The 24,286-nt window shown below is 54.8% G+C and carries 16 protein-coding genes; 3 read left to right on the top strand and 13 right to left on the bottom strand.

What is annotated here, in order from left to right; all coding sequences use genetic code 11:
• Positions 1–125: 125 nt before the first annotated feature.
• Together murA and RB620_RS00895 are read right to left on the bottom strand one after the other, a co-directional pair.
• Positions 126–1,421, bottom strand: coding sequence for a UDP-N-acetylglucosamine 1-carboxyvinyltransferase (murA, locus tag RB620_RS00900; RefSeq protein WP_308091613.1), 1,296 nt, complete (start codon positions 1,419–1,421; stop codon positions 126–128).
• Between the two features lie 19 nt (positions 1,422–1,440).
• Complete coding sequence (locus RB620_RS00895) at positions 1,441–2,139, bottom strand: FHA domain-containing protein (protein ID WP_308091612.1); 699 nt, start codon at positions 2,137–2,139, stop codon at positions 1,441–1,443.
• Between the two features lie 159 nt (positions 2,140–2,298).
• Here RB620_RS00895 and RB620_RS00890 point away from each other — a divergent pair, with 159 nt between their 5' ends.
• A complete protein-coding gene (locus RB620_RS00890; protein WP_308091611.1) occupies positions 2,299–3,207 on the top strand; it encodes an aldo/keto reductase in 909 nt (302 codons plus the stop codon).
• Positions 3,208–3,312: 105 nt separating this feature from the next.
• On the opposite strand, the gene RB620_RS00885 is transcribed toward RB620_RS00890, so the two are convergent.
• Positions 3,313–4,179, bottom strand: a complete 867-nt coding sequence (locus RB620_RS00885; protein ID WP_308091610.1) for a nicotianamine synthase family protein — start codon at positions 4,177–4,179, stop codon at positions 3,313–3,315.
• A gap of 146 nt (positions 4,180–4,325) precedes the next feature.
• On the opposite strand from RB620_RS00885, the gene RB620_RS00880 reads away from it, so the two are divergent.
• Entirely contained in the window at positions 4,326–4,841 is a 516-nt protein-coding gene (locus RB620_RS00880; protein ID WP_308091609.1) for a hypothetical protein, read from the top strand.
• Here the strand turns inward: RB620_RS00880 and RB620_RS00875 are convergent.
• From RB620_RS00875 to RB620_RS00860, 4 genes are all read right to left on the bottom strand, one after another.
• Positions 4,838–6,889 carry a beta-galactosidase gene (locus tag RB620_RS00875; protein ID WP_308091608.1) on the bottom strand — a complete coding sequence of 684 codons (2,052 nt, stop codon included), beginning with the start codon at positions 6,887–6,889 and terminating at the stop codon, positions 4,838–4,840. The two genes, RB620_RS00880 and RB620_RS00875, sit on opposite strands and share 4 nt — an antisense overlap.
• 121 nt (positions 6,890–7,010) lie before the next feature.
• Positions 7,011–7,601 (bottom strand): P-loop nucleotide/nucleoside kinase family protein, encoded by a 591-nt coding sequence (locus RB620_RS00870; RefSeq protein WP_308091607.1) that lies wholly within the window; start codon positions 7,599–7,601, stop codon positions 7,011–7,013.
• Between the two features lie 22 nt (positions 7,602–7,623).
• Complete coding sequence (locus RB620_RS00865; protein WP_308091606.1) at positions 7,624–8,286, bottom strand: SGNH/GDSL hydrolase family protein; 663 nt, start codon at positions 8,284–8,286, stop codon at positions 7,624–7,626.
• A 31-nt stretch (positions 8,287–8,317) separates the two neighbouring features.
• A complete protein-coding gene (locus tag RB620_RS00860) occupies positions 8,318–9,343 on the bottom strand; it encodes a glycoside hydrolase family 88/105 protein (RefSeq protein WP_374121342.1) in 1,026 nt (341 codons plus the stop codon).
• Positions 9,344–9,509: 166 nt separating this feature from the next.
• Here RB620_RS00860 and RB620_RS00855 point away from each other — a divergent pair, with 166 nt between their 5' ends.
• Entirely contained in the window at positions 9,510–10,358 is an 849-nt protein-coding gene (locus RB620_RS00855; protein WP_308091605.1) for an AraC family transcriptional regulator, read from the top strand.
• On the opposite strand, the gene RB620_RS00850 is transcribed toward RB620_RS00855, so the two are convergent.
• The 6 genes from RB620_RS00850 to RB620_RS00825 all read right to left on the bottom strand — a co-directional run bounded on the left by RB620_RS00850 (position 10,336) and on the right by RB620_RS00825 (position 24,143).
• On the bottom strand, positions 10,336–11,328 hold the full coding sequence (locus RB620_RS00850) for an S-layer homology domain-containing protein (protein ID WP_308091604.1): 993 nt from the start codon (positions 11,326–11,328) through the stop codon (positions 10,336–10,338). The two genes, RB620_RS00855 and RB620_RS00850, sit on opposite strands and share 23 nt — an antisense overlap.
• A gap of 80 nt (positions 11,329–11,408) precedes the next feature.
• The gene (locus RB620_RS00845; protein ID WP_308091603.1) at positions 11,409–17,372 is read right to left on the bottom strand and encodes a rhamnogalacturonan lyase family protein; all 5,964 of its coding nucleotides are present in this window, start codon (positions 17,370–17,372) and stop codon (positions 11,409–11,411) included.
• A gap of 662 nt (positions 17,373–18,034) precedes the next feature.
• Complete coding sequence (locus RB620_RS00840; protein ID WP_308091602.1) at positions 18,035–19,696, bottom strand: extracellular solute-binding protein; 1,662 nt, start codon at positions 19,694–19,696, stop codon at positions 18,035–18,037.
• Positions 19,697–19,743: 47 nt separating this feature from the next.
• Entirely contained in the window at positions 19,744–20,643 is a 900-nt protein-coding gene (locus tag RB620_RS00835; RefSeq protein ID WP_308091601.1) for a carbohydrate ABC transporter permease, read from the bottom strand.
• A 14-nt stretch (positions 20,644–20,657) separates the two neighbouring features.
• Positions 20,658–21,590, bottom strand: a complete 933-nt coding sequence (locus tag RB620_RS00830) for an ABC transporter permease (protein WP_308091648.1) — start codon at positions 21,588–21,590, stop codon at positions 20,658–20,660.
• A 288-nt stretch (positions 21,591–21,878) separates the two neighbouring features.
• Positions 21,879–24,143, bottom strand: a complete 2,265-nt coding sequence (locus RB620_RS00825) for a helix-turn-helix domain-containing protein (protein WP_308091600.1) — start codon at positions 24,141–24,143, stop codon at positions 21,879–21,881.
• Between the last annotated feature and the right edge of the window lie 143 nt (positions 24,144–24,286).

Here is a 24,286-nt window from a genome sequence, read left to right as displayed (position 1 = left end):
ATAACCACCATTTGATGGCAGTCCAAAATTACCGCTCCAATCGGATCGGACGGGCATAACAAATAGCAGGGACGAATGATTCGTACCCTGCTCGCTTGAATTGCCGATCTGCTCAAAAACTTATCCTATGAGCCTTGCATCAAAAATGGTCTCGACGCCTCCTGATCATCCATCTCGCGCATGCAAAGCTTGGCCCCGATGGATTGGAAGCTGCCGATAACGTCCTCATAGCCGCGCTCGATGTGCTCCACTCCTGTGATGCAGGTCCGGCCTTCGGCAGCTAAACCGGCCAAAATCAAGCAAATGCCCGCGCGCACGTCCGTCGCGTGAACCCAGCCTCCCTGTAGCGGCAATCCCCCTCGAATAAAGGCGCTGTCTTTGCGCAGCTCGATCTCCGCGCCCAGCCGCCGCAGCTGCGGCACATGGGCGAACCGCTTCGGATAGACGCGGTCGGTCACGATGCTCTTTCCCTTGGCCTGCAGCAGAAGAGCGGTCATGGGCTGCTGCAGATCGGTGGCGAAGCCGGGATACATGCCCGCGCGGACCCGCGTTGCTCTAAGCGAGCCCGTACCGTAGGCGGTAATGTGGTTCTCCCCTCGCTCCACGAACATCCCTACTTCTTCCAGCTTGGCAAGAGGGGCGCCTAGATGCTCGGGTATGACGTCCATGACGGTAACATTCCCCCCGTGGAGCCCAGCCGCCATCAGAAAAGCTCCCGCGATCAGCCTGTCCGGGATGACCGCATGCGTTCCCCCGTTTAAATAAGGGACGCCTTCAATGCGGATAGACGCCGTCCCCGCTCCGTAAACCCTAGCGCCGAGCCGATTCAGGAAGGCGGCCGTATCGACCACTTCCGGATCCAGCGCCGCGTTGTGCAGCCGCGTAATCCCTTTGGCCCGCGCCGCCGCCAACATCGCGTTAATCGTTGCGCCTGAGGTAATCATATCGAAATAAATGTCGGCCCCTCGCAGCTCGACAGCCTCGACTACATAATAATCTTTGAAAAATCGAACCTGTGCCCCGAGTGCTTCAAACGCCTTGATATGTTGATCGATTGGCCTGGATACGAAATCGTCGCCTCCCGGAAATCCGATCGTGACTCTGCCGAATTTGGACAGCAGCGCTCCCGCGAAATAATAGGAAGCCCGGTAGCTCGAAGCTTTGCCCGGGTCGATCGTCGCGCTGTGAATCCAGCGCGGATCGATGACGATACGTCCGTTTTCTTGTTTCATCTCCATGCCGATATCCCGGCTAATCTCCGCGATAACGCGAACATCGTCAATGGGAGGAATACCCTCCAGCGTGACGATATCGTCCGCAAGACAAGCCGCGGCAAGCAAGGCAAGCGAGCTGTTCTTCGCTCCCGGTATATGAACGGTCCCGCTCAGTGGACCTGAATACTCCGTCTGTATAAATTTCATGTCGATATTCCCGCTTTCGTTATGACGATTTGAGTTCGGATTCGAGCATGTAGCCGCTGCCGCGCACCGCGCTTATCAGAAAGGTGTCTTTACCGTATTTTTTGCGAAGCCTGTAGATCAAGGCGTTCAATTCGTCGAGCGATACATGCGGGACTCCTTCCTCTCCCGGAGACCGTTCGGGCCATACACTCGATTTGATCACGTCGAGCGGAACGAGACGGTTCACATTCTCGTGCAGCACGCGTATGAGTAAATATTCTTTTTCGGACATCGCGATTCGCTTGCCTTCCACCACGCATTCCCGTTTCTCCCAATGGATCGTCAGCTGCAGTTCCGCGACTTGGAGCCGCCTGGTGATGCTAAGCGGTTCGATATCCAGGGTTTGATCGGCAAACAAATAAGAAAAGTGGAGGACGGTCATCCCGTTGGCAAGCTTAATGATATCAAAATTGTTCAACGTATAGGGTTGATGCGGCGTTAACCGTTCGCCGTTAATTTCCGTTCCGTGGCGGCTTCCCATATCGTACAGCACCGCTTTGTCCTTCTCCTTACGGATGACGAAATGCTGCCGGGAAATAAAAGCGTTCGTAAAGGCCAAGTCCGGAGTCAACTGATTGGACTTCCGGCCGACAACCGTCTCATCCTCGCTCAGATTCACGCAGGTGCCCGTTGGGAAGGGCTCGCCGCGAACGACATATAGGCATGCATAACTTTCCATCTTCGTCTCCTCCTAACACTATAGATCGTACCCCATCCGAGGGATGATTAAAACCCCTCTGCACTGACGGCTCGCTCACATTTCAGTGACGGCGGAAAAGAAAGGACAAATCAGATATAATCATTTCATATGGAGTCTATCAAAGGGGGGAAGCCGTACATGAATCAAAATCGTTTGGGAACATCTGACCTTTACGTCGGCGATATCGGACTCGGCTGCATGTCGCTAGGAACGGACGAGGATAAGGCCGTAGCCATCATCCGCGAAGCGCTGGAGCTGGGCATCAACTTTCTCGATACGGCCGATCTGTACGATTCCGGCCGCAACGAGGAGCTGGTCGGCAAGGCCATCAAGGACCGTCGCGCCGATGTCATCGTGGCGACGAAAGTCGGCAATCGCCGGGTGCCGGGCAAGGACGGCTGGACATGGGATCCGTCCAAAGCGTATATACGCTCCGCCGTTAAAGACAGCTTAAGACGGCTTGGTACAGACTATATCGATCTTTACCAGCTGCACGGAGGCACGATCGACGATCCCATCGAAGAGACGATCGAAGCGTTCGAGGAATTGAAGCAAGAAGGAATCATTCGCCATTACGGAATATCGTCCATTCGCCCGAACGTCATTCGGGAATACGTGCGGCGATCCGCCATTGTCAGCGTCATGAGCCAATACAACATGCTGGACCGCCGTCCCGAAGAAGAGACGCTGTCGTTGCTGGCGAAGAGCGGCATCGGCTTGATTGCGCGCGGGCCGCTCGCCGGCGGCATCCTGACCGAAGCCGGCGACGGCAAGGGTTCCCGCGGCTATCTGGATTACGCGCCGGAGGAATTACCCGGCTTGCGCGAGCAGCTGGCGACGCTTGCCGGCAACGAGCGCACGCTCGGGCAGACGGCCATTCGGTTTACGCTGAGCGATCCGTCCGTGAGCGTCGTCATCCCGGGTGCGAGCAGCCTTGAGCAGCTTCGCGGCAACGTCTCAGCCGCTGCCAGCGCTCCGCTGTCCTCCGAGGAGCTTCATGCGATTCGGGCGGCGACGAAGGCGAACCGGTATAAAGACCATCGGTAAGCTTTGATCCCGGAAACCAGAAAGCACCTTCCTATTCATGCGAACGGGAAGGTGCTTTCTGATGCTTTCTGGTTCTATCGGGCCGACGGTCCCGAAGCTACGATATTAATCCGGCAGGCCGGAAGCGGCCGCGCGGTCAAGAAACAAGGTCGAATTGATGACCAGCTTCTCATCCGGCCAAGTTCGCGCCTGGATCCGCCATCCTTGCTTGCTCAACTCCGATTCGTCGATGCCTTCGTACATGATTTGCCTCATTCCTACTGCTGTTCGAACCGCTACAAGCGGATAGGGGGATGTTCGACGAATTCGATCAAGCACCGCCGTCTTATTTCTAACGAGACTTGCAACAAAGATCCGGTTATACGAGCTATAATCAAACGCAGATCCGTTGTCCAGGATGACGGTCACTTTAGTCCCTAAACCGATGCGATCAAGCAAAGAGCATGATGCATCATAGGCCGCAGAATCGATTTCCAGGCAGATCACCTCGACATCGCTGCACAGGTGCAAAATAATAGGACTCAGAGGTAGCGGTCCGCTGCCGACAAAAACAATCGGCGATTTCTCCGTTTGACCGTCCTTTCGAATAAACCGACGAAGAGTGGACAGTTCCTCGCTGACCAAGGCCATGTATATATGCCAGTTAGGCAACCTTGTGACGAATTCCAAGCCGGAATCTTCCGATTTGCAAACGTGGCGCGCATAGTCCAGCTCTTCCAGAAATTCGGCTTCTGACAACTTATCCTGCAATTTTCGTTGATTCATACGAATGTATTCATTGCTTAGAACGGACTGGATCTCCTCCGGCAAGTAATGGGATCGTAATTGAATCGAAAGGCGCCTAATAAGGTCCGTAACCCGTAGATTTGCGGGAGACAATTCGATTTCTCCTTGAAGATGTCCATTTAATTCGCGGATAAAAGCGATAAAGTCGTTAACCTTTTGAACGCTTGGCGTAGAAGCGACCTCCATTTGCCCAATTCCTCCTTCATTCTACATCCGAATTCTCACTACGAAATATATTCATTCGAGCAAGGATGTAGACGAATATTGGGATATGGTTTACTTTTCGGCCGATCGGTTATCCTGATCCCATATGAATTACAGGAGATGCGCTTATGGATATAATCAAAAACCCGCTAATCAAAAAAGCCTACGCAAGCCCTAGCTTAAGGCAAAATATCGTGAACAAAGGAACAATGTTCCTTTATTGCGATTACGCCGGCTTCGCTTCGCGCAACGTTTACGGGGCAGCTTGTTGCACCGTCTATAATCGAACCGTAAACGTTGCGGCCAAGAAGCTGCCGGTCGATCGGGACCTAGGTTCGAACTACGGCGAAATGTTGGCGATCGCACTTGGACTGGAAACGCTTATAGCAGAATTATCGGAGCGTCAACCGAAAATCGCCGTCATCTTTACCGACTGCAGCCGCATTTCGCGTATATTGGCACAAGACCGCTTCGCGCATCCGCAGAATGAACAAGGTAGAAATGAACTATTGGCGGCTCTAGCCGATCTCAATCGACTGTTTCCCGATGTAGACGTTCAAATCAAGTATATTGGCAAACATAAGCATAACAATTACTTGCATAAACTGGCTCACAATGCGGCCAGGGAAGCCGCCTTATCCTAATGAAGCTTAACAATCCACACATCGCGTCCTGCAAGCTCCGCTAATCCGCCCTGCAGCACGCGCCCGCTGATCAGTTCGGTGCCGGAACGTTCGCCTAGATCGATCGTTGCCGACTCCTCATTGTGGTTTAGAACAAACAAGTACTCTTGGCCGTCTTTGGAACGGAGCGTCGTCTCCACACCTTCCGGCGCGGAATGAACGAGAGGCTTAATCCCGCGGGAGGAACACAGCTGCGACAGCCAATCTTGCAGGAATGCAGCTTCAGGGCTCGTCGCCAAATACCAGGCTTCGCCTGCTCCGAACTTATTGACGGTAAGCGCCGGCATGCCGCGATAGAAATCGTCGCCGTACACCGCCTTCACTTCGGCGCCTTCCGAGTGGATCAAGTCGCAGAGCATGCCGCATTCGTATTCCGGCTTCAAGCCGGGAGAGCCTTCCGGCACGACCATCCGGTTGCGTTGGCTGGGAAGCAATGCATCGATCTCTTCCGCCCATATGCCGAGAAGCTTCCGCAGCTCGCCGGGATATCCGCCCGTTTTGACAAGATCGTTTTCGTCGACGATGCCGCTGAAGAAGGTGGTGACGAGCGCGCCGCCAGCTTGCACGTAAGTCTCCAGCTTATCCGCTACGCCCTGCTTCACCATATACATCACGGGAGCAATGACGAGGTCGTAACCGCTAAGATCGGCTTCCACGCTGACGACGTCCGCCGCGATTCCCGAACGATGCAGCGCGTCGTAGAACTTGTGTGCTTCGTCCACATAACGAAGGGCGATGGTCGGACCGCTGGACATTTCGACCGCCCACCAGTTCTCCCAGTCGAACAAAATGGCGACTTTGGCCTGAACCCGGGCATCCAGGAGCGAATCGCCGAGCTTCCCGAGCTCCGCGCCGAGCTGGGCGCATTCGCGGAATACGCGGGTATGCTCGTGGCCGACATGCTCGATAACGGCTCCGTGATATTTTTCGCATGCGCCGATCGACCGGCGTAGCTGGAAGAACAGGATCGTATCCGCGCCCCTGGCCACCGCTTGGTAGCTCCAGAGCCGCATGACGCCTGGACGCTTAAGCGAGTTGTAAGGCTGCCAGTTTTGCTGGCTCGGGGTCTGCTCCATGAGCATGAACGGCTGACCATCCTTCAGTCCGCGCATCAAATCGTGCATCATACCCGTGTAACTGTGCGGCGTATCGAAACGGGGATAGTTGTCCCATGACACGACGTCCATGTGCCCCGCCCATTTGTGGTAGTCGAGCTTTTTGAAGGCGCCCATCAGGTTCGTGGTGACGGGAATGTCCGGCGTATGTTTCTTGACCGCATCATATTCAAGCTTGTAGCAATCGAGCAGGCTGTCGGAATGGAAGCGCATATAGTCGAGGGATATGCCTTGGAAGTTCGTCTCCGTCCGTCCGTTCGCGCCGTACCATTCCTCGCTGAGGCCGCTTGGCAAGACGATGTCCTCCCAGTCGTGGAACGTATGGCCCCAGAACCCGCTATTCCAGGCGCGGTTCAACTCGTCCAGCGTGCCGTAACGCGCTTTCGCCCATTCGCGGAATGCCGCTTCGCAGTTGTCGCAATAGCAATTCCCTGCGCCGCCGTATTCGTTGTTGATATGCCAAATAAGCAGGGCTGGATGGTCTTTGTAGCGCTCGGCGAGCTTCTCTGCCATACGCGCCGAATATTTGCGGAAAGTCGGACTGTTCGGGCAGGAGTTGTGGCGTCCGCCGAACTTGCGTTTGTTTCCGTGGAAGTCGACCTGCAGCACGTCCGGGTATTTGCGCGCCATCCAAGCGGGATGCGCCGCCGTGCTTGTCGCGAGACAGACGCCGATGCCGTCCGCGTGAAGCTTGTCCATCATCTCGTCGAGCCAGCCGAAATCGTAGGTATCCTCGTCGGGTTGGTTTTTCGCCCAAGCGAATACGTTCAGCGTCGCCACGTCGATGCCGGCCAGATTGAACAATCGCAAATCTTCGTCCCAAATCGGCTTCTCCCATTGATCGGGATTGTAATCGCCGCCGTACCAAATTTTCGGTTTTTTTGTGTTAATCATTCCGTCACACCTCATCTTATATGATAAAACTGCCCTAGATAACTTTATATTATGGCTTATAATTGCTATATCCAATATAAAATAAGAGCGTTTTTATATAAGAATAAGGTGATGATTGCAGTTATTCGGAATGATTAACAAATTGCTCGAGCAGTGCCAGCTTGTCCTCAGACGTTTCTCCTGAATTATCGAAATAAAGGATCGACGCTTCGGGGAGGGGCCATTGCGCATGGCGGGGGACAAGCGATCGGCTGAATTCGTCCCAGTTGTCCAGCTTCCATGCATCGAGAGCAGATCCCCGCTGCCGGATGCGCTCGCGGTAAAGGCTATCATTAGAAAGACTGACGAAGATCACCTTCACATCCACATCACGCAGAGAGGCGCCGATCCGCGAAAGCTCGTTTTCCAGCCATGAGGGATCTTCCGTCTCCTTGGTGAATGGACCGATGACGTATGTATCCGTTCCAAGCTCTATATTTTCCAGTGCGGCGTCCATCGTGAGGCGGTAGCCCAGTTCTCTGCATCGCGTCTTGTAGAGAGGCGAATCGCGGTCGTTCGGATCCAGTCCCGACAACGACATGATCGCCTCGGCGGCAGGTCTGGAGAGCGTATCCATATCAAACAATGCCGCATGGCTTCTTCTCGCCAGCGCCTTCGCGAGCGTCGTCTTGCCCGCTCCTGCTCCACCCAGGAAAAATACAAGTTTGCGCATCTGAATTCCATCCTTCTGACTTTTATGATAGCCCACGGTCATACTCGTAACCAATTGCCTGCAGGAAAGCCCTTGCGAGTACCGCATGCCCCGCCATGTTCGGATGTACGCGGTCCCAAGCGAGCGTTCCCGGATAAATATGGGCCAGAACCCGATTGAATGCGGCCTGCGTATCTACAAAACGCGCATCATGTTTGTCCGCTATCTTCTTGACGACCTCGCCGTACCGATCCATCGTGCTCCGCATCGGATCTGCCGCATTCGGCTCGATATAGAACGGCGTCATTAATACAAGCCCCTGCAGCTGCGGTCTCGTACGCTCGACTAGCGCCTCCAGCGTTTCTTCATATTCGTCGATATAAACATGCTGCTCGGTCTGGGCCGGCAGATCGTATTGCCGCCAGACATCGTTAATGCCAATCATGATCGACAGCCAGTCCGGCTTCAGGTCCAGCACGTCCGTCTGCCAGCGGTCCTTCAGATCGCGAACCGTATTGCCGCTTGTCCCCATATTTACGACGCGAATCCCGCACTCCGGATAGGCTGCCGTAAGCAGCGCGTCCACAAGCGAAACATAGCCCTTGCCGATTGCCCCGAAAAGCCCTTCCCCGCGGGGTCTAGCCCGCTCGCAATCCGTAATGGAGTCGCCGATCATGATCAGCTTCGATTTTGGTTCCAACAACATCGTTTAGCCTCCTTAAACTGTGGTAACCCTTTCATTTCTTATATTCAATGACCGCCGCCAAAAACGCAAGAGCCAATCCCTGCCCCCAGCCCTGGGCCCATTTCCTGTCGATGCCGAGGTAGCCGGCGATATCGTTCATGACGGCGGTGCCGCCCGATACGTTCAGCACGCGGCCGTTGTCCGCGATGTTCGCAAGCAAGCCGTCGAGCGCCTTCTGCACGTATTTCGCGTGCAGCGGGTTACCTTGCGTGACCATGGCCGCCGCGATGCCCGCCGTGGCCGATACTTCGCCATAGGCTTCCGGGTAATCGAGGACGGTGCCCCAAAGGCCGTCTTCCTTCTGCAACTTCTTAATGGCTGCCAGCTGATCGCGCAAGGAGCTCCAAATATGCATCATCGGAGGATACAGATAACCTTCCGGCAGAATCTTGGCCGCCCGGGACATTGTGTAGGCCGCCCAGGCGTTGGCCCGCGCCCAATAAATGCCGGACATATGATCCTTCTTCATATGGTTGTAGCCGTGATACCATAGCCCGTCGTTTTCGTCCTGCAAATAGTTGATATGCCAGAAAAATTGATGCAAGGCATCTTCGACGAGATGTTTTTTGTCGAACATGATGCCCGCGCGCAGCATGAAATACGCCGCCATGAACAGCGTATCCGCCCAGCACTGCTCCGGGAAATCATTTTTTGCCGACACCGTATGCTGAAGCACCCGGTCGCCGAAACGCAGTGCTTTATTTTCCAGATAGTCGATTTTGCTGAAAATAAGCTCGGCATACCTCTCGTCCTTCGTATGCTCGTACAGCGTGAGCAGCATATGCCCCATCGCGCACGTATTCACTGTCCATCCCGGCAGTCCCGCTTCGATGTATTCGTCCACCCAGGCGATCATCCGGTCCAGATAGACTTGCTCTCCGGTGACTTCAAACGCCCGGCTGACGCCATAATAGGCCACGCCGCCCGGCCAGTCCCATGTTAAGTCCATGCCGAACGTGTACTCCGCCACACGTCCGAGAGTTTCCTTCAAGTCGCTTTCCATTACGTTAAGTCTCATATCAACCTTCCCTTCCTTTCGGGATCGTAGGTTTTTTACGCTATTCATCTTGTTTTTCTACTTTTTATATGATAAAACCGCAGTATACGACTTCATTGTAATTGTTTGTTTTATTGGATCCCATATAAAATATCCGTACCATTATATAAGAATATGGAGGAATATTATGAAACGTCGCATCGTCCCCTCTTCCCCCGCTGAGCTGCTGCCGCTGCAGGTCGAGTCGATCGGAGTGAGTCCTGAACAAGAGAAAATCGAGCGGCCTCACGGCTACCCGTATTTTCACTGGCTCCAGACGCTGGGAGGCGAAGGCGAGCTATCGGCGAACGGCCACACCTGGAGAATGGCCGTGCACTCCGGCGTGCTGTTATACCCGGGCACGCCTCACAGGTACGAAGCCAAGAACGGTTCTTGGCATACGGGGTTCATTACGTTTCACGGGAGCATGGCCGCGAGCCTCGTGCAGTCGTTCGGATGGAACATCGCGGAGCGCTTCCAATGGGAAGCCGGCACAAGCCGGATTTTCGAAACACTGGACGACATGCTGACGCTCGCCGAATCTGGAGGCGACCCGTCAGGTTGGCAATTGTCGTCAGATTTGTACCGATTCCTTACGCTGCTGCGAACCGATGCCCGAACGGATAACCGTCCGTCCATATCGAAGAGGCTGGAGCATGTTCAGCTTCTGCTTGATTGGCTCGAAACGTCGTTCGCCGATCCCGGCATCGGACTGACGGAGATGGCTGCCAAGCTGGATATCGGCGAGAGGCAGCTGAACGAGAAGTTTAGGGAGCTGTTCGGCCAGACAGCTTATGCCTACTTGATCCAGCTTCGTATCCGCAAGGCGAAGGAATGGCTGCCTTCCCGGCCGGATTGGACCGTCCGCCGCATCGGGGAAGCGGTCGGATTCCGCGATGCGAGCCACTTCGTGGCCACGTTTCGGCGGAAGGAAGGCATGACGCCGGAGACGTACCGGAAGCTTCACGGCTCGGTCAAGGACGAAGCGTTAGGATAAGATGCGCCGCCTCCGCGCGGGTCGCATGTTTAAGCGGGGCGAACCGATTGTCCCCGACGCCCTTGATCCATCCGCGCTCGGCAGCGACGGCGACGTAAGGCTGAGCCCATGCCGGAATATCGTCGGTATCGGCGAAGCTTGGTTTACCGCCCGAAGACGGAGCGACGCCTTCCGATCGGACGATCATGGAGGCCATCTCGGCGCGCGAGATCAGTTTGCCTGCTTGGAACGTACCGTCCGCGTACCCTTCGATGATCCCCGCTTCTATGCCCGCTGCAATATAACCCCGCGCCCAAGCCGGGATGCTATCATGATCCGCGAATTCCAATTGCGGCGCAGTCGGAACCTGCAGCTCCAGCGCGCGGACGAGCATCGCGACGAACTCCGCGCGCGTCACTTGCCGCTGCGGACGGAAGGTCCCGTCACTGTAGCCGGCGACGAAGCCGCGCTCGCTCGCTTTCAGAATGGACGCCTCCGCCCAATGACCGGCTATATCCTTAAACTTGAGGCCGGACGATACAATGACCTTCGTTGTCAGCTCTGCCATCTCTAAAGCGGAGTCTACCAGCTTGATGTCATGCAAGGTAAACGCGGCCGGGCTGCCCGTGATCCTCTCGAACGTCAATGTCGCCAAAATCGCATCGCCCTTCGTCCCTTTGGCGGTGCCGACCTTCGAATGGGCGAACAGAATGTCTCCCTCCTTGACGATCGGATCGACCGTGAAGCCCTGGATCGGGCTGTCCGCTTCGATAAACCGCATATGTTTGGCATCGTATGCGAGATTGAACTGATAGGCATATAGATCCTTCAATTGTTGTCCCTTTACTTCAATGATCACTTTGGATTCCCGATTCGTCGCCTTCATACTGAAAACCGGCTCGTTAGCCGCGAGCAGCGCGCCGGGAGACCATAGCGATAAGAACAACAGAGCCGTTAAGAAGAACATCCCTTTTTTCTTCAATTGGACCATGTCTTTGCCTCTTCCTTTCATGGAGGAAGAGGAAGGAGATTCGTTCTCCTTCCTCCCTGCCATCCTCGTAATAGATTGCTTTATTGCTCCGAGTTCGAGCTCCATTCCGTCAAGATCATACGCGCTACGGCGGCGAGCACGCGGATATTGATTTCGCCCTCGTCGAACAGGTCGGCCTTCGCGATTTCGTTCCAGCTTGTATCCTCGGAAGATACGCCGAAGTATTTCGCGATGATGGACAGATCGCGGATCGTGATCTGCGTCTGGCCCTCGACCAGGCTGATGAACCGGGCAAGGAACTGCTGAACCGCAGCGTTCAGCGCGCCGGTTGCCGCATCGACTTGCGCTTGCGTTGCGTAAGGATTGCCGCGAACGATCGCTGCCGCTTCAATAGCCGCTTGCAGCGCCGCCTTCGCGCCAACTTCGTACTTGCCGATTTTATCGCCCTCTACCGCACCCGTCAGTTGACTCTGCGCGGAAGCAATCGCCTGGATCAATGCCGATTTATCCGAGTCGACCGGCAGCGTCTGACCGATGGTAAGCGAATGATAGGCTTCGGCAATGTTCACGATGCCCGCCGTTCCGTCGCGGGACACTTCGAACTTCGTAAGCGCCGTAGTCGCGTTCCCGAGCGGCGCGTCCGATTTCACTTTGCCGCGCAGGACGAATAGCTCTCCGCTACCCGTCACCGCATGCTCCTCGCCCGCGCTGATGAGGATGACGCGAATTTGACCCAAGTCGGGACGTACGGCCGTACCAAGGATGTGAAGATGTTCTTGTTTCGATGCGATGGCATTCTCCGCAAGCGCCGTTGCCCCGTTTTCCCCGCTGACTGTTTCAAACTGCACCTTCGCCGGGTCGTATTGGACGATGACGTCCATCGCGGTAAAGCTTTGGCCGACTTGCGATACGCCGACCGCTAATTCCACTGCCTGACCGGCATAAGCGCTTTGAGGTCCGGATACGGCTGCCGTCGCCCAATGCTCGCCCGGCGGAACCTCCGTATCGTCCAAGGTGACGAAAGCGGATAGCGGAATATTCAGCCCTTTCACAAGCCTTGCCACCATTTCGGACACCTTGACGGCGCCGTTCATTTGCAAATGCGTGTTGTCTTCTTTGCCGTCTACCCACATGAAGATGTTTTTGGTTCCTTCTGGACCAAGCTCCTGGAAGTGTTCCCAGCTGACCTGATTCAGATCAAGCAGAAGAGTTCCGGTTTCATGCGCCGTTTCTTTCATCGCCTGTACATATTCCGGGAAGCTCTTATTCAAGATTTCGCCGTTGAAATCGCGACGGTTCACCGGCGTAACCAGAACCGGAATCGCCCCTCTTTGCACGGCGCCGTTAATATAGTCTTTGAGATACGTTTTAAATTGCTCCGGCGTGAGATAACGCTCCGGACGCGACGGCGTGGAATCGTTATGGGACCACTGCATGAACAGATAATCCCCTTCATGAATGCCGAGCAGGATATCGTTCAGATGTCCGCCCACCAGGAAGGTTTTGCTGCTAAGTCCGCCGATGGCCCGGTTATCGATGCTGGCCTGCTCCAAGTCGAAATAATCGTCCAGCGTCTCGCCCCATCCGGCTTGCGGACGATAACTTTCCGCATAATTGGCAACCGTGGAATCGCTCGCCAAATAAATAACCGGTTTTTCGCCCGCGCCTATTTCAGGCAGACGTTCGATCTTCAGGGCGTTGATCTTCGGCGTGTTGCCCGAAAATTCAAAGTTGAATACGCCGTCGATCAGAGCAATGTCATAAGTGATTTCCTTGAATTCTCCCGCTGCTACGGTCGCGATCGGCAGTTTCGTCATCTGCTCTGCCACAACGCCGGCGTTAGTGGCTTCTTGCGCATCGCCGATCGTCATCGTGACGCGGTAATTGGCCGGCTTCATCTCTACCAGGAAGGAGGTGCCGTTCACGCGGGTGAAATCCTCCGTAAGCGCATTTCCGGTTTCGCGGTTTTCATCCTGCGCAAGCGAGGTATCGGCAAATCCATAACCGTTTCCTTCCACGTATGCCCTTTTGGCATCCACTTGGGTGTAACCTTCTGCTGCGTTGCCGGAGCCAAAGTCAAATCGGTATTCGCTGATATCGACAGCGGGTTCGCTTGTCAGCGACGCCATGGCGACGGTCAGCATGTTGAACGCATGGTCCACCTCGGCCTGCGTCGCTTCCGAGCCAATGATCGCCTCGGCGGCCGCCAACGCTTTGTTCAGCACGGCTTTCGATTGTTCGGTATACGCCGACAGATCAAGCGCCTTCGCCTCTTCGTGCAGCGCCACCAACGCGGTCTGGTCGGCAGCAGCCGGCGGAAGCGTCGTGCCTTCGATCCGCATGTTGTCGATCTGCGTCGTCCAGTTCAGCGTGCCGCCGCCTCCCTTTCTCGTACCCAGGAAGCGCATCGCTCTTACGTTATCGGCATAAGCGGTTCCCGCGCTCATCGGAATATCCTCAATCGTCTGCGTGACGCTGCCGTTCGCCAAGCTGGTCAATGTCAGATCAATCTTCTTCTCCGCGAAGTTAATCGTCGCATCCACGTTGACCCACTGGTTTTTCGTAAGGGTCGTGAACTTTCCGCCCGGGATAGCCGTCGTTCCCGTGCCGTAATCCGGCGCGTAATGGCCCGGGAAATAGCCGATCGGAGTATTTGTGCCGCTGGTCGTATACAACGTTAGAATCAAGTTTTCGTTCGCGTCTTGCAGCGACAAGTGGCCTTCGGACGGGGAAGCGCCCACGTTGCCGGTGTTCCAATCAAAATTCACGTTTACGATATCGCCGCCGATCGCATCGAATATGCGGAACACTTTCGATCGATTTCCGGAGCCGGAGCCGACAACGTTCAGCAGCTTGTTCCCATTTTGCTCCACGACCGTTCCCGTCATCTGTCCCGCAATTCCGGTGGCATTCACCATCGCGTATTGGACGGCGGCAGGATCGCCTTCAAAGTTTTCCTCGTAGATTTGGCTCTCCGGCTCGGGCTCCGGCTCGCCGATGTCCGGGTCGATAACGAAAGGCGAAATGCCGAGATTCATGTCTTTGACCGCTCCCGCAACCAATCCGGCAAGGACCTGCGCGCCGTAGCCGCTGAAGTGCGTATTATCGTTAATGCCGTTCGGGTATTTCGGATATTCGCCCGGATAAGCGTACAAGAAGATCTTCTCGGTAGCCGCCAGGCCTACTTTGTTGTAATGCGCGATGCTTAGCTGGCTCAGATCGATCAACGCCACGCCCTGCTCCTCCGCGACTTCTTTGGCTGCCTGCACGTAGTCCGGGAAGCTTACGTTAAATTCCTGGGTGATCAGATTAAAATCCCTGCGTCCTACCGGCGTAAGGAGCACCGGTGTCGCGCCGCGCTGTTTGGCGCCGTTCACATAGCGGGCCAGATAGGTTTTATAATCCGCCGGAGACGCGTAACGTTCCGGAATGCCGGCGCTGGCATCGTTATGGCCGAAGGAGATGAAGAAAAAATCCCCCGGCTTGATCTCGCGCAATACCGTATCCAGACGACCGTCGACCATAAAAGATTTGCTGCTTCTGCCGCCGATCGAATGGTTCCGGACGACTACGCCGTTCGAGAAATAACGGCCGAATTGTTGGCCCCAGCCTTCCTGAGGAGCCTGCATCGCGCTGTAAGACTGCATCGTCGAGTCGCCCGCCATATAGATCGTCGCCGCGGCTCCGGCTGTTTTCTCCCGGTACTTCTCAATAATGATTTCCCGCACGTCGATGGCCGAGCCGGAGAAGATCAATTCCAGCTGACCATCTACAAGCGCGATGTCATAGGAATAGACCAGTGGCACTCCCGTCTGAACATTCGTCACCGCAAGCTTCTGGACGAATTCGGATTTAACGCCGACGTTTCCGTCACGCGAGTCATCGCCAAGCTTGACCGTTACCTTATAGTTCGCATTCGGCAAATCTACGGCGAATTTGGCGTTCTCGGGCAAGGTAACGTTGCTTGCGTCTACCGTAATCCCGCTTGCATTCTCGAAGCCGTAGCCCGTACCCGCCGAATAGAGCGTATTCTGCACGCCGGTTGTCCCGGCTGCGGTTTCCGTGCCGAAGTCAAAATGATAAACCTGCTCCGGCGCTTCGCTTCCGCCGGCGAGATCGATATTCGCCTTAGGGAATGCCGTCGCTTCCGCGCCGATATAAAAACTCGTGTGCGGCGGCTGATTATAACCAACGTTCTGCCAAGCAGCGCCAAGTCGGTATATGGGATCCTGCATCAGTGCCGGAATCCGGTAAGCCGTAGGAATGGTCGTCGTATAGAGCCTATATTCCGTGCTGTCTTCGCTCCGTAGCAGCAGTTCCTCGCGCCAATCTCCCAGTATATCCGCTTGAATCGCCGGATTTCCTTTGGTGTGATTGTTGGTCAAGGCGCCATTCGCCCTGAAGATTTCATTCAGCTTCTTGTTTTCGTAATCCCAGTTGTAGATGACCGGAATTCCTTTTGCCGTGCTGTTATCCCATACATGGTCAAACAGCTCCCTTTGAAGGTCTCCGTCCCACCAAATCGCGAAGTTGGCGCTTTTCGGTGCTTCGGTCCCTTCATAAATCACGTTCCCGGTCGCCGAATACACACGGGTAACAGGCTGCATTTGCCCTTCGACAATCGTGGAAGCCCATGATTCGTAGCCCGGATAAGTCGGGTCGATATCCGCCGACATGCCCCGTCCGGTATCTATGCCCGTACGTTCGCCCCAGATTATAGCGCCTGTCGCCGCGTCGCGCATCTCGATCCCGTATGCAGCATTGGTATGTTCATGCACGCTGACAATCTGGTAGCCGTCCCGGTTCGGATCCAGCTTGCCGGCATGCATGGCATCGCCGTGGCCGAGTCCGGTGCTGTACATCACGGTTCCGTCATCGTTAATGGCCAACGCGCCGAACATAATCTCGTCTTTGCCGTCCGCGTCAACATCAAGCACGCTTAACCCGTGATTGCCTTGTCCTTCGTACTGTTCGCCGGCCACATCGCTATCGAACACCCAACGCTTCACCAGCTCGCCGCCCACATAGTCATAGGCTGCCAGCACGGTACGCGTATAATAGCCGCGGGTCATTACGATGCTAGGCTTAACGCCGTCCAAATAAGCGATCGCCCCCAAGAAACGATCCACCCGGTTTCCGTAACCGTCGCCCCATGCGCCCACGTCGCCTCTTGGCACTTCGTAATTCACGGTGGATAAAGCTTCGCCGGTTTCACCGTCGAACAACGTGAGATATTCCGGGCCCGTAAGGATATAGCCGCCTTCATTGCGGTAATCCTTGGTACCGTCACCAATGACTTGGCCTAGGCCGTCTTTCGTTCCGTCCGCCGTCTTAACGACAACTTCGGCTTTGCCGTCGCCGTCCATGTCGTACACCATTAACTGCGTATAATGTGCGCCGGCGCGGATATTAACGCCTAGGTCGATGCGCCAAAGCTTGCTGCCGTCCAGTTCAACGGTATCGATATAGACATTGCCGGTATAGCCGGCCTGAGAATTATCCTTCGCGTTGGTCGGGTTCCAAAGAAAGACGATCTCATATTCGCCGTCGCCGTCCACATCCGCCACGGAAGCGTCGCTGGCAATATAGGAATAGTTGCCGCCGTCCTTCGTTCTACCGTCGGCCGGCTTATCCAGCGGAATCGGCAAATAATTGTTATGCCACACCGAAACCGTCTCCGGCTGCATCACTTCCTTGCCGTTTACGATCGTTGAAATCTGGTATTGGGAACTATCGGCGCCGGTCGCGTCCACATAGTTTGTCACGTCGCTAATCGGCGCCGCGTTCACTTTATATCCGTTTTTGTAGACGTTGAAAGCGATTTCGTCCGGATCCGTATTCAAATAACGCCAGCTTAAGAAAACGCCGTTATCGACCAAAACCGCAACCAAACCGCGGTTTAGGTAATCCCCCTGACGGGCCGGCAGGCTGCCCGATGTATCCGCATGCCCCGGAGTTGGCGAGATGACCAAAGAAAATACCATGAGAAAAGACAAAAAGAATGCGAAAATCGGTTTCTTCTGCGATAGGGTTTTGAAATCCATGAACTCACTCCTCCAAAATAATTCCGATCCATAATCCGAAATCGAAAGCGGCTCCACTTCGTTTGAAGCGCTTTCAAATCAACAAAATGAACACCTCCTAACGATAAACGCTGCTAAGAGCTTTTGTCTGTTCCGGTTGTCGGCGAGGCTGTGCCCATCGTACCCCGTCATTCCGCGCACGGTAAACCGCCAGTATTGATCATTCCCTGTCACTTTTGACTTTGCCGCCCGGTAGGACGGGCATCTTCAACGCAGGTGCATCAATATTGAACAGTAAGGAGCAAAAGTGAAGCGGCCATAATCGCGAGCGGTTAAGGCCGCGCATAAAAGAAGAGGAAAGAGCATCGCTCTCGGCTCGTTGCGCCACTGATGGCGTCATGTATACGATTTTTCGTACACATTCGGCCCGCTGCGCACCAGTTAGGCGTCATGTGTACGGTTTTTCGTACACATTCGGCCCGTTGCGCACCAGTTAGGCGTCATGTGTATGGTTTTTCGTACACATTCGGCCCGCTGCGCACCAGTTAGGCGTCATGTGTACGGTTTTTCGTACACATTCGGCCCGCTGCGCCGCATATAGACGAAGAAAAGCTGTCCCTAAAAGTGTTCACTTTTCGAGACAGCCCCTTCGGCATGTGAAATTGGCTTGTTGTTATTCGCGGTTACCGGAATTGGCCTGCGTCGATCGCTTTTTGTTTCTCGTCCAAAATTTCTTGATAGCCGGCATCGAGGAAACGTTGTTTGGCTGCTTCGTATTTCGCGTCGAACTCGGCTTCCGGCGCCAGGGCGATGTCCAGATACAGCTCCTGGAAGAGGGCGTTCAGATCGGCCTTGTACTCGTTGACCTTCTCGAGCACGACGGTGAACAGCGCGTCCGGCGTTCGGTATTCCGCCGTTTCGTTCCGATATTTGACCAAGTCTTCGGCAAGATTCTCGTAGCCAGCGGGCGCCCAGTTTCTCATATTAGCCTTAAGCGTCAATTCAGGCGTGGCGTATACCGCGGATTCGGTGACAAGCCCCCAATAATCCTTGTTGTTGTTCTGTGAGAGGACGGATTCGCCTTTGAAATCCGGAGTTTTGACCGGGAGCCCTTCCGCGTCGAGGGTATAATTCTGGCCTTCGACGCCGTTCTGCAGGACGAACAGGTTGTTCGGCTGGCTCATCCATTCGAGATACATCCAGACCGCGGCGCGTTCCTCGGCCGTCGATTCGTAGTTGATGCCCATGATGAAACCGAACGGCCAGTATGCCCGGCCTTGCGGTACTCCGCCTTCCGGCACGCCCGCGCCTGGAGGCACGACGGCGAATTCGGCTCCCGGATTGTTTTTCAGCGTCGCTTCGAAGACGTCGGTGTTGCTCGCGAGGTAGAATCCGTACGTCCCCGTCCTGCCCGCCACGAACTCGGATTTGACTTTGTTGTCGTCGTCGCGCAGATAAAATTCCTTGTCGATGAGGCCGTTATTGAATTGGTAGTTCAGGTTCCGCAGCCATTCCTCGGTATCCTTGGTCGTCAAATCCGCAACGGCAAGATCGGAATAGAGCGCACGGTATTTCGGATCGATCGGCCAATCGCGGAAACCGTAGCTATAATTGTAATTGTTCCGGGTCAAAGCACCGCCCAAGACGCCGAGCCCCGCTTCCTTCCACTTCGCGAGCAACTCGTTATATTTCTCTAGCGATGTCAGGTCCTCCATCTTCATTCCGACCTTCTCCACCCAATCCTTGCGGATCAGGCTGACAAAGTTGTCCGTGTCCGGACGCGCGGCGAAGACGAACATATTTTTCTCGTCCACGACGCCGTATTGTTGAATCGTCTCGCCCATGTTCTCCCAATACGTCGGCGCATAGTTGGCAATCTCGTCCCAATCCAGCGGCTGCATGACGTCTTCGCCGTAATAGGCAAGCGCTTGGGGCATATCGTAGTGGAAAATAATCTCCGGCGCCTTATGCGCCGCGAGCAGCTGCTCGTAATCCGTCACTTCGTTGTTCCGGGTAATCGGAACGAAGTTGACTTGGATGTTGTATTTGTCGCCGAATTCCTTCTGAATCCAGCGCGTATAGTAGTTGTCCGTCACGTTCCAGCCTTCGAAAGCCCGTTCATAGACTGGAATATCGAGGTTAACCTTCTCGGGAAAACCTTTCGAGTAATCGGGAAACCCGTCGCCTGTCGGTTCATTCGTGCTGTTGTTGCTAGAATTGCTTGCGGACGGAGACGGCGAGCTGTTGCCCGTGCTGCCGCTGTTATTATTGCTCGTGCAGGCTGCCAGAAGTCCGGTGACCATGATCGATGCCATCAGCATGGCGACGATTCTTTTTTTGCTCATCGTGATTCCCCCATATTTTCATAGTGGCGATGCTTCGGCGCGTCAGGTTATCCCTTGACCGAACCCAGCATGACGCCCTGAACAAAATATTTCTGAATGAACGGATAGACGCAGATGATCGGCAGCGTCGCGAAGACGACGACCGACGCCTTAAGCACTTCCGGATTGCTGAGCTGCACGGTCGTCGCCTCGAGCTGGAAGCTTTCGCTCGCCTGGACGACCAGGTAATACAGCTTCAGCTGCAGTGGCCGAAGATCGACATTGTGTTTGATGTAGAACAAAGCGTCTTGATAGGCATTCCATCGTCCGACCGCATAGAAGAGGGACAAGGTTGCCAGGATCGGCTTGGAGAGCGGCAATACGACGCTGATCAGGATGCGGAAGTGTCCCGCGCCGTCGATGCGCGCCGATTCCTCCAGGCTGACCGGAATGCTGCTTGCGATCGAGCTCTTGAGGATCAGAAGATTAAAGGCGCTGAACGAAAGCGGCAGCACGAGCGACCAGATCGTATCGAGCATCCCGAGACTGTTGACCAACAGATAATCGGGGATGATGCCGCCGCCGAAATACAAGGTGAACACGCAGATAAAGGTCAGGGCCGCGCGCCCCTTGAGCTGAGGCCGGGATAGCGGGTAAGCCGCGCAAATCGTAATGATCATGCCCACGATCGTGAACAGCACGGTGACGATAACGCTTACATAAAGCGAACGGAGGATGCTCTCGTCAGCAAAAATTTTGCCGTAGGCTTCCAGCGTAAAGCCTTGCGGAATAAGAAACACCTTCTGCGCGATGACATAGGCATCGTCGCTTAACGATTTGGCGGCGACATGAACGAACGGAAGCAGACAAACCAGCGAAGCGACAAGCAAGACGAGGCGGATCAGCATATCCCAAATGTCAAAGCGATAACGGCGCGGTGCCTCTAAAGTTTTTTCGGACGACTTCATCGTTCGCCTCCTTTCTAAATCAATCCGTCTTCGCCCAATTTCTTGGCGACCCGGTCGGCGAGAAGCACGAGAATCAGGCCGATGACCGCTTGGAACAGCCCGAGCGCCGTCGCTCGGCTGAAATCTCCGCCTTCGATTCCCCAACGGAATACCAGCACCGGGATGGTGGTGGTGAATTCGGTCGTCGCCTTGTTCGCCAAGGCAAGGATTCGCTCGAAGGATCCGCCCATGACGTTGCCCAAGCTTAGAATCAGCAAGGTGACGATCGTCATCCGGATCGAGGGCAGCGTGACGTTCCACATCTTGCGCAATCGTCCCGCCCCGTCCACGGTTGCAGCTTCGTACAATTCGGGATTGACTCCGCTGATGGCGGCGAGGTAAATAATCGTCCCCCAGCCCATGCTCTGCCATACGCCGATGGCCAAATAACTGAACAACCAATGGGTATCCTCTTGCAGGTAGGGGATACGGTTGCCGCCCAATTGTTCGATGAGATTGTTGACCATGCCGCTTCCTTCACCCAGCAATTGATAGGCGATGGCGCCGATGATGACCCACGAAAGGAAATGCGGCAAGTAGAGCAGCGTCTGATTGACGCGCTTGAACATGGCGCCTTTGATCTCGTTCAGCAATAACGCGAGCACGATCGGCATCGTGAAGCTGAACAGCAAATCCAAGACGTTGAGCAGAAGCGTATTTCGAACCGCCCGGCCGAAGTCCGGCTTGGCGAACAGCTCTTGGAACACTTCGAAGCCGACCCATTCGCTGCCCCAGAACCCTCTTGCGATCTTGTATTCTTTGAACGCAAGCAGCAGCCCCGACATCGGCGCGTACTTGAAGATCAGGACAAACGATAACGGAATGAGCAGCAGCGCGTAAAGCTGCCAATCCCGGCGAATATAATGGAAGAACCCCCGTTTGACGCTTTTGTATGGTAGTGCTGCGATCTCGTTTCCGGCCTCCGCAACTCCTGCAGCTTTCAAAGTCTCACCTCCTTTTGACTAAACGTTCCCAGGTTCAAGCCGCTTGCGGAAGACTCCGGGTTGCTCACATCATAGCGCTTTCATTTCCAACCGGTAAATCATGAGCTTTGATTTTAATCCTTCATTTTTGATCTTTTCCTGGCTTTTTCGCGCTTTGACGGGTGCGAAAGGATCAGATTTGAAGGGTAGTAGCAAAAGTTAAGCTGCCTTCCACCGGCCGTGTAGGCCGAGGCGGCAGCTCGACATTCAAACTTATGACGTCCGATATTTCGAAGCCTTATAGCCGCTCGGCGGCATGCCCTCGAATTTGCGGAAAAACCGGTTGAAGCTCTGCACATTATAATAGCCGACATCGGAGGCGATCTGCGTGATCGTCAGATTGGAGTCCAAAAGCAGCTCCTTCGCCTTCTCGATGCGAAGCAGGTTGAGATAATCGATCAAGCTTTTGCCCGTCATTTCATAGACGATCTTGCGCATGTACGAATAACTGATGCCGATTTCCTTGGCCATCTCCTGGAACACGATCTCTTCGCGGTATCGTTCACTCAAATATTTGATGATCCGCTCCCCGTGCTGATTGCCCTCGCCCGGCGTACGAGCCAGATATTGCACGATATCACGGCAAAATTCGTAAATGTAGGCTTCGAGCTCGTCCAGCGTGTCGATCGACGCGAGCGCAGCGTACATGTTGCCCCTTCCCGCGAAAATGCGCGCCGTGCTGACGTTGTTCTCTCTCAGGTGCTTGATCGTGACGCCTGCCAATTGATGATAGATAAACAAGATATTATCGTAGGATACATATTCTGCGGAACGGATTTCGTCGCCGATGAGCTTCAGTTCTTTTCGTATGTGATCGAGATCGCCATTGTCCAGGAAGTTGAGGATGCGCCTTTCGCTATTGGCGGGATAGATGTATTTTTTGTCGCGGCCGTTCTCTTCCTTCCAAACCAATAGTCCGCCGCTTCCCGCAATCATGCGCTGCTTGATGGCTTCCGTCGCTTCGACTACGAGCTCCGGGACCCCGTCGCGCTCCTCCGCGGAGCTGCTAATGCCGATCGTGACGGTGTGCTCCAGCAGCTCCGCCGCTTCGTCCCGGATGGCGGACAGCGCGGCGTGAATGCCTGCTCTGACGCGTTCCGTTTGCCCATAGTTGATCACGATGGCGAAACAGCCGTCTCCCTGATAGACGCATCGCCCATACGCCTCTTCCCGGAACAAGCTTTCGCAATGCGAGATGAGCAAGTAACGATGGTAGCTGCGCGTCTCGGGATTGGTTTTGCTTACGTAATTCCGATAGGAGTCGATAGAAACGATCGCCACGAGGAAGTTCGGCGCCGGAAACATCTCGGCAGCCTGCGGCGTATGTTCGCCGCGGATCAGATGGTGCACCGCCAAGCTTCGGGCATCCTGTTCGCGAGCATGGAGCAGATGATTGAGCGCTTCTTCTTCTTCCCGCATTCGCTTGAACGCCGCGTCGAGGAAAGCAAGCTCGTTTTTGCCTTTGATGCCCAAATTGCCGCGCGTGCGCATCGTCCTGACCAGCTCTCTCGCCGGCTTGGAAACCCAGGTAGCGAGGAAAAACGTCAGCACGGTTCCGGCTAAAATAATGACGGCCGTCAGCAGCACGATATTCCGCTGCATCGCATGGGAGCTGGCCATCAAGTCGTCGACGGAGTAACTATTGACATTGATCCAGCCGAAACGCCTCGACTTCGACCACGTGTAGAGCAGCCGCTCGCCATCGACCTCGCGGAACGCGTAACCTTCGGCCGAGCTTTGTTTTAAGATTTCCCCGATGACCGGCTTTACGCTGCCGCTCTTAAGCAGCAAGCTTTTGTCTTTGTGGGAGACTACGCTGCCGTTCGAATCGAGCAGCATATACCCTTGCTGTCCGCTGCCCGACGAACGGAACACGTTTTCGATCTGGCTTTCCCTCAAATTGACGACAATCGTGCCGCGCGTCGTGGTGGACAGCCGGTTGAGCGGCAGCACGTACGATACGACGTTATCGCTGGACTCGAGCTTCCGGGGATACCATACGCCGCTGACCCCCCTTTGTGCGGAAAGCGCCTCCTCCAGCCACTCCAAGGACTCGAAGCGTTCCAGCTTTTTGATTCCTTTTTCGGTCGACACGACATAGTCCGAATCGCCGAGGTGGAAGAACGAGGAATGCACGCCCTCGCCGCTGCGATTCAAGCTCAGCAACTCCTGCAATACGGCTCTCGCGTTGTTGACCGTGCTGAAATTGGAATTGAGCTCGTCAAACGTTTCGTACGGCCGAATCCGATCGAAAATATGGGTAGCCGTTAACCGTACCGTATTCAAGGCCACGTTATTCAGTGCGTTTTCATTGAGCTTGCGGCTTGCGTTTAATTCGGCAAGCGCGGATTCGGCTATGGCCTGCTCGGAATTCCGCATTGTCTGCTCGCCGCTGAACCAGGTTAAAATCGCCGTCGGAACGGCCATGACACAAAATAAGATGACGATAAGCTGCAACATCATAGGTGTACGTTTCATATGATCCCCCCCATGAAATGTGGCTAGGTCCGCGTTCTAGTAAACGCTTACATTTATTCGAATGTGAATCTCTTTCGTACTAGAATAGATCCTATCGCATCTCAGCAATACCATGATCTTACAGTCATTCGCCTCGGAAGGAC

Origin of the sequence: Paenibacillus sp. LHD-117, assembly GCF_030929555.1 — a bacterium.
Taxonomy (GTDB): domain Bacteria; phylum Bacillota; class Bacilli; order Paenibacillales; family Paenibacillaceae; genus Pristimantibacillus.
This window is presented reverse-complemented; position numbering and strand designations above follow the sequence as displayed.